General features: G+C 67.3%; 16 protein-coding genes. 9 read left to right on the forward strand and 7 right to left on the reverse strand.

What is annotated here, in order from left to right; translation table 11 throughout:
* Positions 1-11: 11 nt before the first annotated feature.
* The gene (locus ACFVWG_RS26820; protein ID WP_391546170.1) at positions 12-443 is read right to left on the reverse strand and encodes a MarR family winged helix-turn-helix transcriptional regulator; all 432 of its coding nucleotides are present in this window, start codon (positions 441-443) and stop codon (positions 12-14) included.
* Positions 444-531: 88 nt separating this feature from the next.
* Here ACFVWG_RS26820 and ACFVWG_RS26825 point away from each other — a divergent pair, with 88 nt between their 5' ends.
* Positions 532-2,031: an MFS transporter gene (locus ACFVWG_RS26825; protein ID WP_391546171.1), complete on the forward strand. Its 1,500-nt coding sequence runs from the start codon at positions 532-534 to the stop codon at positions 2,029-2,031.
* Between the two features lie 56 nt (positions 2,032-2,087).
* On the opposite strand, the gene ACFVWG_RS26830 is transcribed toward ACFVWG_RS26825, so the two are convergent.
* The 3 genes from ACFVWG_RS26830 to ACFVWG_RS26840 all read right to left on the reverse strand — a co-directional run bounded on the left by ACFVWG_RS26830 (position 2,088) and on the right by ACFVWG_RS26840 (position 4,264).
* Positions 2,088-3,095, reverse strand: coding sequence for a copper resistance D family protein (locus ACFVWG_RS26830; RefSeq protein ID WP_391546172.1), 1,008 nt, complete (start codon positions 3,093-3,095; stop codon positions 2,088-2,090).
* Between the two features lie 2 nt (positions 3,096-3,097).
* Positions 3,098-3,682 carry a copper resistance protein CopC gene (locus ACFVWG_RS26835; RefSeq protein WP_391546173.1) on the reverse strand — a complete coding sequence of 195 codons (585 nt, stop codon included), beginning with the start codon at positions 3,680-3,682 and terminating at the stop codon, positions 3,098-3,100.
* A gap of 258 nt (positions 3,683-3,940) precedes the next feature.
* Complete coding sequence (locus ACFVWG_RS26840; RefSeq protein WP_391546174.1) at positions 3,941-4,264, reverse strand: hypothetical protein; 324 nt, start codon at positions 4,262-4,264, stop codon at positions 3,941-3,943.
* Between the two features lie 297 nt (positions 4,265-4,561).
* Here ACFVWG_RS26840 and ACFVWG_RS26845 point away from each other — a divergent pair, with 297 nt between their 5' ends.
* Both ACFVWG_RS26845 and ACFVWG_RS26850 read left to right on the forward strand, forming a co-directional pair.
* Positions 4,562-5,479, forward strand: coding sequence for a hypothetical protein (locus ACFVWG_RS26845; RefSeq protein ID WP_391546175.1), 918 nt, complete (start codon positions 4,562-4,564; stop codon positions 5,477-5,479).
* Between the two features lie 458 nt (positions 5,480-5,937).
* Positions 5,938-6,639: an alpha/beta fold hydrolase gene (locus ACFVWG_RS26850; protein ID WP_391546176.1), complete on the forward strand. Its 702-nt coding sequence runs from the start codon at positions 5,938-5,940 to the stop codon at positions 6,637-6,639.
* On the opposite strand, the gene ACFVWG_RS26855 is transcribed toward ACFVWG_RS26850, so the two are convergent.
* The 3 genes from ACFVWG_RS26855 to ACFVWG_RS26865 form a co-directional block, all read right to left on the reverse strand.
* Complete coding sequence (locus ACFVWG_RS26855) at positions 6,562-7,323, reverse strand: class I SAM-dependent methyltransferase (RefSeq protein WP_391546177.1); 762 nt, start codon at positions 7,321-7,323, stop codon at positions 6,562-6,564. The two genes, ACFVWG_RS26850 and ACFVWG_RS26855, sit on opposite strands and share 78 nt — an antisense overlap.
* Before the next feature lie 874 nt (positions 7,324-8,197).
* Positions 8,198-8,710 (reverse strand): transcription elongation factor GreA, encoded by a 513-nt coding sequence (gene greA, locus ACFVWG_RS26860; protein WP_391546178.1) that lies wholly within the window; start codon positions 8,708-8,710, stop codon positions 8,198-8,200.
* Between the two features lie 242 nt (positions 8,711-8,952).
* Positions 8,953-9,369, reverse strand: a complete 417-nt coding sequence (locus tag ACFVWG_RS26865) for a DUF4307 domain-containing protein (RefSeq protein ID WP_391546179.1) — start codon at positions 9,367-9,369, stop codon at positions 8,953-8,955.
* 58 nt (positions 9,370-9,427) lie between these two features.
* On the opposite strand from ACFVWG_RS26865, the gene mca reads away from it, so the two are divergent.
* The 6 genes from mca (at position 9,428) to ACFVWG_RS26895 (ending at position 17,782) form a co-directional block, all read left to right on the forward strand.
* Entirely contained in the window at positions 9,428-10,291 is an 864-nt protein-coding gene (mca, locus tag ACFVWG_RS26870) for a mycothiol conjugate amidase Mca (protein WP_391546180.1), read from the forward strand.
* Positions 10,292-10,334: 43 nt separating this feature from the next.
* Positions 10,335-10,610, forward strand: coding sequence for a hypothetical protein (locus tag ACFVWG_RS26875; RefSeq protein ID WP_391546181.1), 276 nt, complete (start codon positions 10,335-10,337; stop codon positions 10,608-10,610).
* A gap of 127 nt (positions 10,611-10,737) precedes the next feature.
* Positions 10,738-11,772, forward strand: a complete 1,035-nt coding sequence (locus tag ACFVWG_RS26880) for a CopD family protein (protein ID WP_391546182.1) — start codon at positions 10,738-10,740, stop codon at positions 11,770-11,772.
* A gap of 10 nt (positions 11,773-11,782) precedes the next feature.
* The gene (locus tag ACFVWG_RS26885; protein ID WP_391546183.1) at positions 11,783-13,753 is read left to right on the forward strand and encodes a thioredoxin domain-containing protein; all 1,971 of its coding nucleotides are present in this window, start codon (positions 11,783-11,785) and stop codon (positions 13,751-13,753) included.
* Positions 13,754-13,977: 224 nt separating this feature from the next.
* Positions 13,978-16,062 (forward strand): M4 family metallopeptidase, encoded by a 2,085-nt coding sequence (locus tag ACFVWG_RS26890; RefSeq protein ID WP_391546184.1) that lies wholly within the window; start codon positions 13,978-13,980, stop codon positions 16,060-16,062.
* Positions 16,063-16,189: 127 nt separating this feature from the next.
* Positions 16,190-17,782, forward strand: coding sequence for a M4 family metallopeptidase (locus tag ACFVWG_RS26895; protein ID WP_391546185.1), 1,593 nt, complete (start codon positions 16,190-16,192; stop codon positions 17,780-17,782).
* Positions 17,783-17,791 lie beyond the last annotated feature (9 nt).

Below are 17,791 nucleotides of genomic sequence, written 5' to 3' on the forward strand. Positions count from 1 at the left end.
CGCGGATCGTTTCAGTCCGCGGGGTCGCAGCTCTTGACGAGCGGGGCGTGCAGGCGGTCGGCGAGGACCTCGCGCTGGGTCGGTAGCGCCTCGGCCTGGCGGCGGAGGCCTTCGTCGGTCAGGCAGACGATCACCGCGCGACGGTCTTGCGTGCAGACGTCGCGGGTGACCAGGCCGTCGGACTCGAGGCGCGCGATCACGCGGGAGAGCGCGCTCTGGCTGAGGTGGACCGACTTCGCGATCGTCGCGATCTTGGAGGAGTGGTCGGGGAGCTCGGCCAGTCGCTCGAGCACCTCGTACTCACTCATGCCGAGGGAGTGACCGGCTTGCAGCGCGCGGTCGAGAGCGCAGGTGATATCCGCGTGGCGGGCGAGAAGCTCGCGCCAGGCGCGCACATCGGCGCTGGTCTCACCAGTCTCAGCGCTGACCTTCGTCACGGTCATGGTGCCGAACATAGCATGCACACGCAATCTATGCAAACACATTTAATGCCTAGACATTAGATGCACGTGCATGCAATAGTCTCTTCTCGTGACACAGACAACGCACATCACATCGCCAGAACGCATGACCTGGGACGCACGGCTGTGGGGAGCCCTGCTGGTGGTCTGCGGCGTGATCTTCCTCGACGGCCTGGACGTCTCGATGGTCGGCATGTCCCTGCCGTCGATCGGCGCCGACCTGGGCGTCTCCCTTTCGTCGCTCCAGTGGGTCGTGACCGGCTACGTGCTCGGGTACGGCGGCCTGCTGCTCCTCGGCGGCCGGACCGCCGACCTCCTGGGCCGCCGCCGGGTCTTCCTGGTCGCGCTGGCCGTCTTCGCACTGGTCTCGATGCTCAGCTCGCTGGCCACTTCACCCGAACTGCTCATCGGTGCGCGGTTCGTCAAGGGCGTCGCTGCCGCGTTCACCGCGCCGGCCGCGCTCTCCATCATCACCACGACCTTCCACGAGGGCCCGGATCGCAACCGTGCCCTCTCGATCTTCACCACCTGCGCCGCGAGCGGCTTCTCGATGGGCCTGATCCTCGGTGGCGCGCTGACCGAGGTCGGCTGGCGCTGGACCTTCCTGATGCCTGGCCCGGTCGCCCTGATCGTGCTGCTCTTCGCGATCAAGCTCATCCCGAACAGCCCGCGCGACGAGGTCGCCGGCGGGTACGACGTACCGGGTGCAGTCACAGTCACGGGCGGCATGCTGTCCCTGGTCTACGCGGTCGTCGGCGCCGAGAGCGCCGGCTGGGTCTCCTTCCAGACGATCGGGATGTTCGCGCTGGCCGCCGTACTGCTGGCTGCTTTCATCGTGATCGAGTCGCGCACCAAGAACCCGCTGGTCCGGCTCGGCATCCTGCGTGACGGCGCCCTGCGCCGGGCGAACCTGGCCGGCTTGACGGTGTTCGGCGCGTACGTCGCCTTCCAGTTCATCGGCACGCTCTACCTGCAGAACCTGCTCGGCTGGTCGTCGCTGCAGACCGCCCTGGCCTTCCTCCCGGCCGGCCTGCTGGTGATCAGCCTGTCCCCGAACGCCGGCAAGATCGCGGACCGGATCGGCACCGACAAGATGATCATCGGCGCGATGGCGCTGTTCGTCGTCGGATATGGGCTCAGCCTGCGGATCGGCCCGGAGTCGGCGTACTTCTCGACGATCTTCCCGAGCATCATGCTGATCGGCATCGGCTTCGCGATCGGGTTCCCGGCGCTGAACATCCAGGCCGTCTCCGGCGTGGCCGACGACGAGCAGGGCCTCGCCTCCGGTCTGTTCAACACCTCGACCCAGGTCGGCGGCGCGGTGGTCCTCGCGAGCGTCACCGCGGTGATCAGCAGCCAGTCGGTCGGCGTGACCGCGCCGGCCGGGATGCTCTCGGCGTACAAGCCGGGTCTCGCGGTCGTCACCGGCGTCGCGGTTCTGGGCCTGGTCATCGCTCTGACGGGCCTGCGCGGCCTGAGCCGTCGCCGGGCGCTCGAAGAGACCGAGGCGGCCGAACTGACCGCCGTACAGAAAGAACTGGCGGACGAGGAGATGACTCCGGCCGCCTGAGTCACATATGAGATCTGCGGGTCCCGGGCTACTCAGCCGGGACCCGCACGGCTTTGCTACAGCGGTCTGGCCAGGACTGTGGCGAGGGCGATGGTCACCGCCATCACTGTGAGCTCGACAGTCGCCAGTGTGGCGAGTGCGACGGTCTCCTGGCGTTGTACTGCTGGTAGGAGGATCTGCCTGATCGCACCACCTGTTGCGGCCAGGATCATCAGACCTACCAGCTTGCCGAGTACCAGCCAGCCCGCAGGTGTCTCGAACAGGGCGTGGATGAGTACGGACGGGTGTGGCGTGAGCTCCTTTGTCAGCCGCGGTCCTGCGAGCAGTACGCCGGTGACCGCGACTGTGGCAATCGCACCGCCGGCCACGGTCGAGAAGCGTGGCAGGACCAGTGCGAGTGCGGAGCGGTTGCGTGCGACCAGTAGCGTGACCAGTGCGAGCCCGCCGACCCACAGGCTCACTGCACACATGTGCGCAGTGATGGCAGGTGTGGTCAGCCAGGCCGCCTCACTCTGCGATGCATGCCCAGTGACCGGTACGGCGACCAGTCCGACCACCGCGCAGCCGAGTCCGAGTGCTGGTCGGCGGCCGGCGGTGGCCGCGGTGTACCCGATCGCAGCGAGCACAGTCAGGACGAGTGCGGTGCCCGAGCTGACGTTGACCGCGTACGACGCCATCCCGGCGAACGGCATCTTCGCGCCGGACCGTGAGATCGCGGCGGCCTGAAGCCACCAGGTCGTCGTGGTGGCGGTGATCCAGGCGATGCCGACCGCGATCCCGATCACCCGGGCGCGGGTGGCAATGGCGTCGTACCGGTCTCTGCCCTGGGTGCCGAGCAACAACAGCAGCAGTACGGCGCCGGCCGCGAGGATGGCCGCTCCATTCGTGACGAGGCGGGCGAGCGGGGTCATGTAGAGGACGCCCGGGCCGGCTGTCGCCATGGCCGGCTCGGGAGCCGGACGGGTCACGATGATCGCGCACACCAGCGCGGTGACGCTGGTGGTCGCGATGGCTGCGACTACGGCCGGGCGTCGTGCCTTGACGACCGGGATGGCCACATCCATCGCTAGTCCCGGGTGGTTTCGAGGCGGGCCTGGATGATCGGTCTGCCTTGCTCGGCCCGCCAGCGACGGAAGCCCTGCAACAGCAGGAGAGCGGTGGCGAGCTCGAGGATCCAGATCCAGGCAGGGACGCTGCCGCCGGGCATGGGCATGACGGCGGCGGGCGTGCCGGTGTCCGGGCGCGCAAGGCTGATGGTGATGTGTCCTGCGATCGGATGGCCGTCGCCGGAGACGACGCGGTAGCTGATCGCGTAGGTGCCGGCGGCGCCGAGACGGTCGCAACTCGCGTAGAGGGTGTTGCCCTCGATCCGGACCGACCGGGCCGGGTGGCGGATGCCGCTCGGTCCCGTGACGAGGACGGCGTCCCAACTGGGGACCGGCTGCAGCGTCTGGTCGAAGGTGAAACTGAGTGAGTCAGGTGTGGCGGCCAGACGTGCGCCGTTGGCCGGCGTACTGGCAGTGAGCTTGCTGTGCGCGGCCGCGGGGAGAGCGGGCGCGACGATCAGGGTGGTGGTGATGGTGAGGGCGGCCAGGATCGGTGCACAGCTCCGCCGTAGCGAGCGCAGCCGGGAAGTCATGGGCGAGGACATCCGGATCCTCCTGTCGGAGAAATGTCGGGGGAAATTGGATATCGCTGATAAATGCCCGTCGGGTCATTTCACCGTAACAATTCCGAGGCTTCGGGAAATGGCCCGGAAACCTCTCATTGTTACGATCGGGGTGTGAGGTCGAACGGGCTGGAGATGTGGATCACCCGTGGCCGCGGATGGGACTCCGCGGCCACGGGTGATCGAGGTGGTTCCGGTTCGGCGCCGGTCAGTTCAGCCGGCGCGGTGGCCGGTCAGGTCTCAGTGGCCGTGATCGTGGCCGGTGCCGTCATCGACGGACTTGTGGCCGGTGAGGGTGAGACTCACGACGTTCACGCCGACCGGCACCACGTGGCTTGTCGTGTAGCCAAAGGGGTTTGCGAGCGCGGGGTAGAGGCCCAGGGCCTCGTCGTCCACGTGCAGTTGGACCTGGTTGGTGGCGTAGGCGGCCGCGACGCCGACGTTCGCGATCGGCGTCGGGTGGTCGTGCGCCGACGCGGTGGTGGCGGACACGGCGGCCGCGCCGACGGCCAGCGCGAAGCTCGCGAGCGGGACGATGGCCAGGCGGGAGCTGAATTTGGGCATCACGAATTCTCCTTGGGGAATGGGAGGGCAGAACCGGTCGCCGTTGACCGGTGAAAGGTGTTTCGGCAGCGCCCGATGGCCAGTCAATGCGGCGCTTGAAATGAATGTATTGAATCCGGTACCTGGATTACAAGCAATTCGTAGTTTCTTGCTCACGGAATGATATGAATGCTGCGCTGTCAAGCTCACATCACAGCGCTTTCCGGCGCGGGTCCGTGAGAGGTTCAGGGTGTGCCGGGCCACGGTTGGGGGCGATCCCGGATTGGTTTCGGCCCCCTTGGGTGCTGCACTGGGGGCATGAGCAATCAGAGTGAGCACGACGGGCGGGTCAAGGACATCCTGGATCGGGTGGCCAAGGGGCATCTGTCGCCGGACGAGGCCACGACCCTGATCTCCGCGTTGCGGCCGACCGATACTCCGGTTGCGGACACCACGCCGTCCCCGACGGCCTGGGCCGAGGCAGTCGACGAGCCGACGACCGTGGTCGACGCCGCTCCGGCCGCCCCTGTTGCTCCGGTCGGCCCTGTTGAGGAAGCTGCTGTTGAGGCTGCGGAGGAGGAGATCGAGCACAGTTCCGTGCCGATCCCGTCCGGTGTGCAGCGCGTGACGATCCGGGCGATCGGACGCCGGGTCCGGCTGATCGGCGAGCCGGCCGTGAACGGCGTCGCTGTTGACGGACCGCACGTGATCAAGAAGGACGGCGACACGCTCGCGATCAACAGCGAAGGCGACATGGGCGTCTCGATCGACGGGTTCAGCATGCTGCGCAACCCGACCGACCTGAAGGCGCACGTCAACGGTCTCGCCAAGGAACTGCAGATCCGGGTCAACCCCAACCTCGAGGTCGAGGTCGAGGTCACCGGCGGCAGCGTCAACGCCGAGCGCGTCCCGGGGCTGTCGCGAGTGCGCGTCACGGCCGGTACGGCGAAGGTGACCGACGTCAACGGGCCGATCGACGTACTGGTGCAGGCGGGTTCGGTCACCCTGGACGCCCAGATCACCAAGGGCCGCTCCCGCGTTCGCGTCGAATCCGGCATGGCCACGGTCAACCTGCGCCGCGGCTCCGACGTCCACGTCCACACCGAAGCCCAGCTAGGCCGCGTCAACTGGACCGGCGCCGTCTCCGGCCAGTCCAAAGACGTAGAGATCGGCCGCGGCCGCGCCGGCCTCGACGTAGAGGTCCTAGTAGGCAGCGCCCAAATCACCGCCGAATAACCCCACCACCTCCGATCGCGACGACGGGTCGTCCCCGTGCCGCCGACCCGGCACGGACGCCCGCCCACGCCCGCCCGCCGTACGCCGTCCGCCCGCACCCCCCGTCCGCACGCCGCACGCCCGCCCCCGCGCCGCGAAATTTGAGGGGATAACCCCGGAAATTGACCCTTCTCCCTCCGAAATTTCAGGGGAGAAGGGGCAAGTCGAACGGAGATCCGTTCAAATCTCGGGGTGGGTCGCGAGGGAGTCGTGGAGTTCACGGGGTGCTCCGCAGTGGCTGGGGTCGGGCAGAGGCATTCGGGCGGACCGCCACCACTCAGTAAGTGCTTCGGGTGGGGGTTGGGGCGTGGGGGTTGAGCGTGGATGGTCAGGTGTCGCGGGGGTTGGTGAGTGGCTGGGGTCCGGCTTCGTGGACTGGCTCGGGTAGTCGGGCGGTGCGGAATGAAAAGATCAGCAGCGTGAAACTTGCCTTTCGGGAGTACGGGCGGCCGGATGCGCCGGCGATGGTGCTGTTGCATGGGCTGACGTCGGACCGTACGTCGTTCGACGGGATCGTCGGCGTACTGGCGGAGCGGTGGCGGGTGCTGGTGCCGGATCAGCGGGGGCATGGGGAGACCGGGGCAACGGACGCGTACTCGTTCGAGCTGTTGGCTGCCGACCTTGGTGAGTTTCTGGACGAGCATCGGCTGGAGGTGCCGGTGGTGGTCGGTCACTCGATGGGCGCGGTCGCGGCGTACCTGCATGCGGCGCGACGGCCAGAGCGGGTGAGTGCGCTCGTGCTTGTTGAGTCACCGCCGCCGTTCCCGCAGCAGCGGCCGATTCCGGAGCGGCCGGACGGGGTGCTGGGGTACGACTGGCGGGCTCGGGTGGACCTGGTCCGCCAGGTGAATGCGCCGGGCTCCGGGTGGTTCGAGGAGCTCAAGGCGGTTCGAGTGCCGACGCTAGTGGTGGGCGGTGGGTCGACCAGCCCGTTCCCACAGGAACAGATGCGTGCCATGGCTGACCAGGTGCCTGGCGGCCGCTTCCACGAGATCACCGTCGGTCACAGTGTCCACCGCGAGGCGCCGGAGGCGTTCGTGGCGCTACTGACCGAGTTCCTTGACGGCGACGATCGTGAGGTCGCCGGTGGTCGTGACGTCGGCGGGGGCAAAGCCAGCTAGCTGGAGCATCCACAGGAGCTCGTTGCGGAAGTACCAGCGCCCCTGGCCGGTACGGATCTCGGTGCGAAGGAGCTTTGCGTCGTCGTACAGGTCGTAGCGGCGTTCTTCGTGCCAGGTCTGCTCGACGCGATCGAGCGCGGTCCAGCGGGCGGCGACCTCCAGGTGGTGACCGTCGGGAAGGTCGGTGCGGACGGTGGGCTGCCACGGGGTGGGGAAGTCGTCGGCGGGTGGTTCGGTGTAGTTGATCGGGACCGGGAAGACGTTGAAGACGAGGATGCCGCCGGGTTCGAGGTGTTCGCGGCAGCGGCGCAGAGTTTCGAGTGCCGCTTGGCGATCCATCACGAGGACGAAGCTGCCGCAGGGGATGTACATCGTGCGGAACTCGGCCGGTACGGCGAGGTCCTGCATCGCCTGTTCGTACAGCGTCGGCGTCAGTCCGGCGAGTGCTGCCTCGCGCCGGCACATCGCCAGCATGTCGGCCGAGATGTCACACCCCTCGACCTCCAGGCCCTCAGCCAGGAACGTCAGCAACAGCCGACCAGTCCCGCACCCGAGCTCCAGCGCCCGTCCACCCTGCGCACGGATGACGTCGCGATAGAACGCCGCATCCAGCCGTTGATCGCTGCGCGAGTTCGCGGCCCACTGCTCAGCCGCCAGCCCCGCGAACAGTTCACCCTCGTCCATCATCCGAGTCTCGCCGTACGACGCCCCGCCCCGCACGCCAATTTGCCCGAACAGGAATCCCGCCGACCGGCCAACTCCTGGCGGCAACCGATCAGCGGATACCTACTGTCACCAGCGGCAGTGATCATCCGCAACCGAGCTCGGCACCCAACCCAACTCGCGGTGGTCAGCCCATCGCTTGGTGGGTGGGCCACCCGCCTACGGCTAGCCCACCCACAACCGGATGGGTTAACCCACGAGATTGTGGGTCCACCCGCATGCGGGTCGATATCCCACCAGCCCATGGGTTAACCCACGAGATTGTTCAGTTCCCCACTCGCAGGTGGGTCCATAACCCGCCAGCCCATGGGTTAACCCACCAGATTGTGGGTTCCTCACCCGCATGCGGGTCCATATCCCGCCAGCCCATGGGTTAACCCACGAGATTGTTCAGTTCCCCACTCGCAGGTGGGTCCATAACCCACCAGCCCATGGGTTAACCCACCAGATGCCCGCCGATACGGTCGCGCGGAGCGCAACGTCGTACGGGCGGACTTTGTGCACGGGGCAACCGTGGGGCGTCCGGAGAAGTGGTTGAGCCGTGCTCAAGGTCGGAGGGCGCGCGCACTTTGTGCACGAGTCGACCACTTTTGGGGTGGGCAGATGGTTGAGCCGTGCACAACGTCGTACCGGCTGAGGTGTGGAGGCCACTCGCTCCCTGCGATTCGTCGCCCCACCCATTTGATGGTCAGCCCGTCGGGTGAGCCCACTGCGTGCGGTTGGCCGACCCACGCTGGGATGGGTCAGCCCATCAAATGGGGGATCAAGACCATCAAGTGGGGGAATGGCAAGCGCCCCGGTGGGGGTCCACCGGGGCGCTGCGAAGGTGGTGGGGTCAGCCGGTGAAGGGCTCGGCGGAGACGATCTGGACCGTCACGGGGGTGCCGTTCGGGGCTTCGTAGGTCGCCTTGTCGCCCTTCTTCTTGCCGAGGATCGCGGCGCCGAGGGGGGACTGCGGCGAGTAGACGTCGATGTCCACCGAGGCGTCCAGGGCCAGGAGCTCGCGGGAGCCGAGCAGGAAGGTCTCGACCTCGTCGTCGCCGGCGAAGGTGATGGAGACCTTCATGCCGGGCTCGACCTTGCCGCCCTTCTTCGGGGTCTCGCCGACCTGGGCGCGCCGCAGCATGTCCTCGAGCTGACGGATCCGGGCCTCGATCTTGCCCTGCTCGTCCTTGGCGGCGTGGTAGCCGCCGTTCTCCTTCAGGTCGCCTTCGTCGCGGGCGTCACTGATCCGCTGCGTGATCTCGGCCCGGGCCGGGCCCTTCAGCTGCTCCAGCTCCGCCTTCAGCTGGTCGTAGCCCTCCTGTGTCAGCCAGACAACGCTCGCCTCTTCGATTCTTTGCGTCACGGGCTGCTCCTTGGGGTTGGATAGGTGGGCAGAAAATGCTGCTGGCCGCCGTCGTCGACGGCGACCAATCCACCCAGCCTAGCAAGATCCGACCGAGAACCCCACCGTTCTGACGCCTCTCAGACGCCAGGAGAACGCTTTCCTGACGGTTTTTTCCGCCCTGGGAACCAGGAATCGGCAACCGGTTGCCGATTCAGCTTTTCCGGGCGCCGAAAACCCGCGCTGACCTGCGGTTTTCTGGGTCAGTGCGGGCGGTGCGAGTCGGCCGTCGTACAGCCGACCAGGACCACCGAGGTGGCGGTGCGCTGGGTGGTGAGGGTGGCCGGCAGCGACTGGTGCCGGGGGGAGTCCGCGGGGATGGTCAGCGTCAGCTCGCCGACGATCGAGAAGTCGGCGGCCTTGGCCTGGACCCGGCAGGTGGCTTCGACGGACTTGCTGCGGTCGACCTGCACCGTCGCGGTCGTCTGCGTCTCGGAGACGACCTTGAAGGCCAGGAGTCGCGACGTCACCGGCGGGTTCGACCCGATCACGGCGGCCCACAACAGCCAGCCCAGGCCGGCCGCGGCGATCACTGCGACGAGGGCGATGATCAGCGGGCGACGGGACCGTCCGGTGCGCCCGTAACGGGAGTCGAGGGTACTGCTGGCTGGCTCTGTCAACGGGGGTCCAGGGGGTTGGTTGTGGGTTTTGGGGTCCGGTGGAGGACCATTGTGTCTTGTGAGTGGAGAGTTGCGGTTGTTGCATGTGCATGCCCACCCGGATGACGAGTCGAGTAAAGGGGCAGCTTCCACGGCCAAGTACGTGGCCGAGGGCGTCGAGGTGCTGGTCGCCACGTGTACCGGTGGTGAACGCGGATCCATCCTGAATCCCAAGATGGACCGCCCGGAGGTGCTCGCCAACATCAGCGAGATCCGCCGCAAGGAGATGGACGCGGCGCGCGAGATCCTCGGTATCCGGCAGGAGTGGCTCGGCTGGGTCGACTCCGGGTATCCCGAGGGTGATCCGCTGCCGCCGCTGCCCGACGGTTGTTTCGCGCTCCAGAAGGTGGAGGACGCGGCCGCGCCGCTGGTGAAGCTGATCCGCGAGTTCCGTCCGCAGGTCGTCACGACGTACGACGAGAACGGCGGCTACCCGCACCCGGACCACGTCATGTGCCACCAGATCACCGTGGCGGCCTTCGAGGCGGCCGGCGACGAGAACGCCTACCCCGAACTCGGTACGCCGTGGCAGCCGTTGAAGCTGTATTACCACCACACGTTCCACCGCGAGCGGATGAAGGCGCTGCACGACGCGATGATCGCGCGCGGCCTCAAGTCGCCGTACGAGGATCGTCTGAAGGACTGGAAGCCGGACCCGGAGAACGAGCGCCGGATCACCACGCGGGTCGAGTGCGCGGAGTACTTCGAGCTCCGGGACCGGGCGCTGCTGGCGCACGCGACGCAGATCGACCCCGAGGGTGCGTGGTTCGCCGTACCGCTGGAGGTCCATCAGACGGCCTGGCCGACCGAGGACTACGAGCTGGCGCGGAGTCTGGTCGAGTCGGAGATTCCAGAGCACGACCTCTTCGCGGGGCTCCGCTGAGGGCGGGCGAGGCGATCAATGAGAGACTGGTGGCGTGATAGCGATGACCTTCCTTGCGCCGGTCGAGATCGACCCGAACTCGGTGCGTCCCGGTTGGGTCGCGCTGCTGATCGTGCTCGCTCTCGGTGCCGCCACGGTGCTGCTGTGGCGCAACATGGGCAAGCAGCTGAAGAAGATCGACTTCGAGGGCGACGACGCGGACGCCCCAGCAGCGTCTTCCGGCCCAGCGAGTCCCGGCAGTTCTGCGGACCCGGACGCTGCCGAGCCGATCCCTACGGCGGGTACGACGTCGACCCCGACGCAGAGTGAGCCCAAGTAACGCCAACAGCACGATTTGGGCAGTCCGGCCGTACCGGGATCACGAGATGGTGTCGGACTGGGCTGCCCACCGATACGTGACCCTATAGTGGCCGCGTGCCCACCCTTGCCGGGCACGGGTCCTCGCGATGAGCACGACCCGTGCCACTCGCGCCGCCAGGCACCGCATGCCCGGACGTCTGGTCGTCGGTGGGCTCAGTGCTGTCGTCGTTGCCACGATCGCCTTGGTGATCGCTCTGTTCGCCGCCGGCAGCCAACCGCATGACACCGGCGGTATCGGCGGCCCGAGCCTGTTCGTCGCCTGGCTCCTCCCACTGCTCCGGCTGATCGCGACCCTGGCCACCGTCGGCTGCGCCGGCGCACTCCTCGCCGCGGTCGTCCTGCTCCGGATCGAAGGCGGCCTGCTCGGCACCCAGGGCCGCCGCGCGGTCCACGACGCCAGCAACTCGGCCATCATCTGGGCCGCCTGCTCCTTCGTCGGCGCCGTCGTCAGCGCCGCAGTCATCCTCGACACCCCGGTCGACCTGCTGTACCTCCGCCTCGACGACGCCCTCGGCGTACCCGAGGTCAAGGCACTCCTGATCACCGGCATCCTGGTCGTCGCCCTGGCCATCGGCATCCGCCGCGTCCAGACCTCCCAGGCCGCCCTTCTCGGCGTCCTGGTCGCCATCGGCGCCCTCATCCCGAACGCCCTCACAGCCTTTCCCCGCAACGAGTCGTACGTCGTCCTGGCCGGTGCGGCGCTGGTTGTCCACGTCATCGCCGCCACCACCTGGGTCGGCGGCCTGGCCGGCCTCGTCCGCTACGGCCGCGCCAGCCGCGGCGGCCTCCCGATCGTCCTCGAGCGCTACAACCAGGTCGCCTACGTCTCCTCGATCGCCCTCATCATCAGCGGCCTGATCAGCGCCGCCGGCCGCCTGGCCGCCAAAGGCGGCGGCTGGGGCGGCGTCTTCGACGTCCTCACCTCCGACGCGTACGGCGTCCTCCTGATCATCAAGCTCCTCGCGGTCGTCCTCCTCCTCGCCTGTTCCTCCCTGAGCCGCCGCCGAGCCACCGACAACCTCCTCGAACGCAACATCCCGTTCTGGCAGATCGTCGTCACCGAACTGGTCATCATGGCCCTCGCCCTAGGCCTCTCCGTAGCCCTCTCCCAGACCGCCTAACGTTGGGGGCATGACCCCCGTCAATGAGCTTGGTCGGAGTACTAGTCCTTACTTGCGGCAGCATGCGGAGAATCCGGTGGCGTGGCGGGAGTGGTCCGCGGAGGCGTTCGCGGAGGCTCGGGAGCGGGACGTGCCGGTGTTCTTGTCGGTGGGGTACTCGGCGTGTCATTGGTGTCACGTGATGGCGCACGAGTCGTTCGAGGATGTGGCGACGGCCGAGTATCTGAACGCGAACTTCGTGTGTATCAAGGTGGATCGCGAAGAGCGGCCGGATGTGGATGCGATCTACATGGCGGCGACGGTGGCGATGACCGGTCAGGGTGGGTGGCCGATGTCGGTGTTCCTGACGCCGGAGGCGGAGCCGTTCTTCTGTGGGACGTACTTTCCGAAGGATGCGCGGCACGGGATGGCGACGTTCCGGCAGGTGCTGGAGTCGCTGATCGAGGCGTGGGGGAGCAAGCGGGACCAGATCGACGGGATCGGCCGGCGGGTGGTCGAGCAGTTGGGGGCTCGGCAGCACGCCGCTGGTGGGGAGATGGATCTGGATCGGGCCGTTGAGCTCCTCAAGACGGACTTCGATCCGCTGGATGGTGGGTTCGGGGGAGCGCCGAAGTTCCCGCCGTCGATGGTGCTCGACTTTCTTCTGAGGCACTATCGGCGCACTGGATCGGCGGATGCGCTGCGGATGGCGGCGGAGACCTGCGAGCGGATGGCGCGGGGTGGGATGTACGACCAGCTCGCCGGTGGTTTCGCGCGGTACTCGGTCGATGGGCAGTGGGTGATTCCGCACTTCGAGAAGATGTTGTACGACAATGCGCTGTTGCTCGACGTCTATACCCAGTGGTGGGCAATTTCCGGCGAGCCGTTGGCGCGGCGGATCGCTGAGGAGACGGCCGAGTTCCTGCTGACGGAACTCCGGACGCCGGAAGGCGGTTTTGCGTCCGCTCTGGATGCCGATACCGAGGGCGAAGAAGGCCGGTACTACGTCTGGACGCCGGCCGAAATCCAGGCCGCGCTGCCCGCGGAGGACGCCGCCTGGGTGGTCGAACTCTGCGACGTCACCGGCACTTTCGAGCACGGATCCTCGGTCCTCCAGCTCCGCCAGGACCCCGATGACGCCGACCGCTGGCAGCGGATCCGCAAGCAACTGAAGCAGGCTCGTAGCAGCCGCACCTACCCCGGTCGCGACGACAAAGTGGTCGCCGCCTGGAACGGTTTGGCCATCACCGCGCTCGTCCGGGCCGGCATCGTCCTGGGACATGCCGAGTACGTCGATGCTGCCGCCGGTGCGGCCGAATTGATCCGGACGGTTCACGTCGATCAGGCCACTGGCCAGCTGCACCGGACCTCGCGGGACGGCGTGGCCGGTACGGCGCACGGCGTACTGGAGGACTATGCGGCGTACGCACAGGGGTGTCTGACGTTGTTCGGTGTCACCGGCAGCATCGAGTGGTTCGACACCGCGCAGGCCTTGCTGGACCGGACTCTTGAGCAGTTCGTTGCCGATGGCTCCTATTTCGACACGGCGGCGGATGCCGAGGAGCTGGTCTGGCGGCCGCAGGACCCGACCGACAACGCGAGCCCGTCCGGGGTGAGCCTGGCCGCGGAGGCGTTCACGACGCTGGCGAGCCTGACCGGATCAGTCCGGTATGAGCAGGCCGCCGAGCAGGCGCTGAGCGCCTCGGCGGCGATCGCGGCCCGGGCGCCGCGGTTCGCCGGGCGAGCGCTTGCGGTGGCCGAGACGATCGCCGCCGGACCGCTCGAGATCGCGATCGCCGGTCGTTCGCCGCAGCTCCTTCAGACCGCGTTCACCCAGGCGCCATGGGGTACGGCGATCGTCCAGGGCGAGCCCGGTCTCGCCGTACCGCTGATGGCCGAGCGCTCGTTGGTTGATAACCAGGCGGTGGCATACGTGTGTCAGAAATTCACGTGCCAACTGCCCGTTTCAGACTCGGAAGTCCTGCGCGGGCAGCTGATCTGACCATCGTGGGCAGTGCGGGTTTTCCCTGTCATTTCGCGGCAATCGCTTGACTCCGGGCCCGCCGCAGACCAGAGTCCTCCCTCAGTCGGATGTAACAGAAATCGCATGTCCTGACACGCACTGTCACAAGTGAGCAGTGGCACTGCTGGGCCAGGCATCCGGCGTCCCCAACTGAATTTGGTCGCTGCGCCCAAACAGCGACCACACCGTGAGGAGATGTTGTCTTGAAACGACTGACATCAGCAGGGGCGGTGGCCATCGTCGCAGCAGCTGGACTGGCTGCGGGCTTCACCGGCACGCCCGCCGGTGCGGCCGGCCGTACGGCGCCGCTCCCGGCATCCGGCTTCGACCAGCCGGCTGCCGTTCAGGCCGAGAAAGCGCTGACCGCGCAGACGGCCGCAGCCCTTGGCCTGGCCAGTGGCGAGCAGCTCCAGGTGCGTGACGTGGTCAAGGACCCCGACGGCACCGAGTTCGTCCGGTACGACCGCACCTTCAACGGCCTCAAGGTCGTCGGCGGTGACCTGATCGTGAAGCGCAACGGCGAATCGATCGGTTCGGTGAAGTACAACTACAACGCCAAGGCCGTTGGTGTCGCGACGACCAAGCCGACGCTGTCGCAGTCGGCCGCGCTCGCCAAGGGCGCCGAGGCCGCCAAGTTCAAGGCCACCGGTAACAAGGGGACGCTGGTCGTCTTCGTGACTCCGTCCAAGCCCGTGCTCGCCTACGAGGTCGTCACGACCGGCGTCAAGCCGGACCAGACCCCCTCGGTGCTGCACTCGTTCGTCGACGCCAAGTCCGGCGCGGTGCTCGCTCAGGACGACGAGATCAAGTCCGGTACCGGAAACTCGATGTACGCCGGCCAGGTATCGATCGGTACGTCGGGCAGCGCGCCCAGCTTCTCGCTGACCGACCCGAGCCGCGGTGGCAACTGGACCACCGACCTGAACGGTGCGACCTCCGGCAACGGAACCACCTTCACCGACGCCGACGACACCTGGGGCAACGGTGCCGCATCCGACCGTCAGACGGCCGGCGTGGACGCTCACTACGGTTCGCAGTTGACCTGGGATTACTACAAGAACGTGCACGGCCGCAACGGCATCTTCAACAACGGCCAGGGCGCCCGCTCGCGGGTCCACTACGGCAACGCGTACGTGAACGCGTTCTGGGACGGCACCCAGATGACGTACGGCGACGGGTCGGGTAACACGCACCCGTTGACCGCCATCGACGTCGCCGGTCACGAGATGAGCCACGGTGTCACCGAGGCGACCGCCAACCTGAACTACTCCGGTGACGCGGGCGGCCTGAACGAGGCCACGTCGGACATCTTCGGCACCATGGTCGAGTTCTACGCGAACAACTCCACCGATGTCGGCGACTACCTGATCGGCGAGAAGATCAACATCAACGGCAACGGAACGCCGCTGCGCTACATGGACAAGCCGTCCAAGGACGGTGCCAGCAAGGACTGCTGGACCACGAGCACCGGTGGACTCGACCCGCACTACTCGTCCGGCCCGCTGAACCACTGGTTCTACCTGGCCTCCGAGGGTCCCGGCACCAAGACCATCAACGGTGTCACCTACACCAGCACCTCCTGCGACGGCGCCACCTTCGCCGGTGTCGGCCGCGATGTCGCGTCGAAGGTCTGGTACCGCACGCTGAGCACCAAGCTCAGCTCGGGCAGCACCTACCTCGACGCCCGGGAAGGCGCCATCACCTCCGCCAAGGAGCTGTACGGCAACGACTCGGCCGAGTGCAAGGGCATCCAGGCCGCGTTCAGCGGTATCTCGGTCCCGGCCGGCGCCGCCGCCTGCGGTGGTACCACCGAGCCGCCGACCGGCGACAACCTGCTGCAGAACCCGGGCTTCGAGTCCGGCGCCGTCAACTGGACCGGTACGTCGGGTGTCGTCACCAACAGCACCTCGAAGCCGGCCCGTACCGGTTCGTACAAGGCGTGGCTGCAGGGCAACGGAACCACCGGCACCGAGAACACCGGCCAGTCGGTCGCCATCCCGGCCACCGCCACCTCCGCGTCGCTCTCGTTCTGGCTCCGGATCGACACCGCGGAGACCACCACCTCCACGGTGTACGACACCCTGAAGGTGCAGATCGTCGACGGCAGCACGACCACCACGCTGGCGACGTACTCGAACCTGAACAAGAACACGACGTACACGCAGAAGACGTTCAATGTCGCGGCGTACAAGGGCAAGACCGTCACGGTGAAGTTCCTCGGCGCGGAAGACTCCTCGCTGCAGACCAGCTTCGTCGTCGACGACACCTCCCTGGTTGCGGGCAGCTGATCCAGCTACCCCGGGTCCGGGAGCTGCGTTGGCTCCCGGCCCCACCTTCCCCTGTGTCAAGGACGTGCAATTCCATCGCATCAGGTCGCTGCGCCCATTCAGCGGCCATCACGTGAGGAGAGCTGTCTTGAAGCGAGTCACATCTGTTGGGGCCATCGCGGTCATCGCGGCCGCCGCTCTTGCCGCCGCCCCGGCCGGAGCGAACCTGGCCTCGGCCCCGCTGCCCGCGTCGGGCTTCAACCAGCCGTCGGCCGTCCAGGCCGAGCAGGCGCTGGCCGCGAACACCGCGGCGGCGCTCGGGCTGGGCAAGGGTGAGGTGCTGAAGGTCAAGGACGTCGTGAAGGATGCCGACGGCACCGAGTTCGTCCGCTACGACCGCACCTTCAACGGCCTCAAGGTCGTCGGCGGTGACCTGATCGTCAAGCGGGACTCCGCGGGTACGGTCAGCCAGATCACCTACAACCGCAACGCGAAGGGCGTCGGCCTGACGTCGACCAAGCCCACGCTGTCGCAGGCGGCCGCCCTGGCGAAGGGCGCCAAGGCAGCCGGTTTCAAGGCCACCGCGAACAAGGGTGACCTGGTCGTCTACGTGACGGATTCCAAGCCGGTGCTGGCCTACGAGGTCGTCACCAGCGGCGTCAAGGCCGACCAGACGCCGTCGGTGCTGCACTCGTTCTTCGACGCGAAGACCGGTGCGCTGCTCGACTCCGACGACGAGGTCAAGACCGGTACCGGCAACACGATGTACGCCGGTCAGGTCGCGCTCGGCACGTCGGGTACCTCGGGCAACTACCAGCTGAAGGACAACGCCCGAGGTGGCAACAACACCACCGACCTGAACGGCGGGTCCTCCGGCAACGGCACGCTGTTCACCGACGCCGACGACGTCTGGGGCACGGGTGCGGCGTCCAGCCGCCAGACCGCCGCCGCGGACGCGCACTACGGTTCGCAGCTGACGTGGGACTACTACAAGAACGTCCACGGCCGCAACGGCATCTTCAACAACGGCGCGGGTGCCCGCTCGCGGGTCCACTACGGCAACGCGTACGTGAACGCGTTCTGGGACGGCACCCAGATGACGTACGGCGACGGGTCGGGCAACACGCACCCGTTGACCGCCATCGATGTCGCGGGTCACGAGATGAGCCACGGCGTCACCCAGGCCACGGCCGGGCTGGCGTACTCCGGCGACGCGGGCGGCCTGAACGAGGCCACCTCGGACATCTTCGGGACCATGGTCGAGTTCTACGCGAACAACGCCACCGACAAGGGTGACTACCTGATCGGCGAGAAGATCAACATCAACGGCAACGGTACGCCGCTGCGCTACATGGACAAGCCGTCGAAGGACGGTCGCGGTAGCCAGGACTGCTGGACCACCGGCACCAAGAACCTGGACCCGCACTACTCGTCCGGCCCGCTGAACCACTGGTTCTACCTGGCCTCCGAGGGCACCGGATCGAAGACGATCAACGGTGTCAACTACAGCAGCACCTCCTGCAACGGTACGACGTTCGTCGGTGCGGGCCGGGACGTGGCGGCCAAGGTCTGGTACCGGACCCTGACCACCAAGCTCAGCTCGAACTCCAACTACGCGGCGGCCCGTAACGGTGCCATCACCTCCGCCAAGGAGCTGTACGGCGCCGGCTCGGCCCAGTGCCTCGCGGTGCAGCGCGCCTTCGCCGGCATCAACGCCCCGGCCGGTACCGCTGCTTGCTAGCAGCAACTA

It is taken from the genome of Kribbella sp. NPDC058245, from assembly GCF_042882005.1.
In the GTDB taxonomy this organism is placed as follows: domain Bacteria; phylum Actinomycetota; class Actinomycetes; order Propionibacteriales; family Kribbellaceae; genus Kribbella.

What these genes read in the sequence shown, in the direction of transcription:
- ACFVWG_RS26845 (WP_391546175.1), top strand. Translation starts at nt 4,562, where the DNA reads ATGAGCAATCAGAGTGAGCACGACGGGCGGGTCAAGGACATCCTGGAT.
- ACFVWG_RS26855 (WP_391546177.1), bottom strand. Translation starts at nt 7,323, where the DNA reads ATGGACGAGGGTGAACTGTTCGCGGGGCTGGCGGCTGAGCAGTGGGCC.
- ACFVWG_RS26820 (WP_391546170.1), bottom strand. Translation starts at nt 443, where the DNA reads ATGACCGTGACGAAGGTCAGCGCTGAGACTGGTGAGACCAGCGCCGAT.
- ACFVWG_RS26875 (WP_391546181.1), top strand. Translation starts at nt 10,335, where the DNA reads ATGACCTTCCTTGCGCCGGTCGAGATCGACCCGAACTCGGTGCGTCCC.
- ACFVWG_RS26830 (WP_391546172.1), bottom strand. Translation starts at nt 3,095, where the DNA reads ATGGATGTGGCCATCCCGGTCGTCAAGGCACGACGCCCGGCCGTAGTC.
- ACFVWG_RS26880 (WP_391546182.1), top strand. Translation starts at nt 10,738, where the DNA reads ATGAGCACGACCCGTGCCACTCGCGCCGCCAGGCACCGCATGCCCGGA.
- ACFVWG_RS26885 (WP_391546183.1), top strand. Translation starts at nt 11,783, where the DNA reads ATGACCCCCGTCAATGAGCTTGGTCGGAGTACTAGTCCTTACTTGCGG.
- ACFVWG_RS26835 (WP_391546173.1), bottom strand. Translation starts at nt 3,682, where the DNA reads ATGTCCTCGCCCATGACTTCCCGGCTGCGCTCGCTACGGCGGAGCTGT.
- ACFVWG_RS26840 (WP_391546174.1), bottom strand. Translation starts at nt 4,264, where the DNA reads ATGCCCAAATTCAGCTCCCGCCTGGCCATCGTCCCGCTCGCGAGCTTC.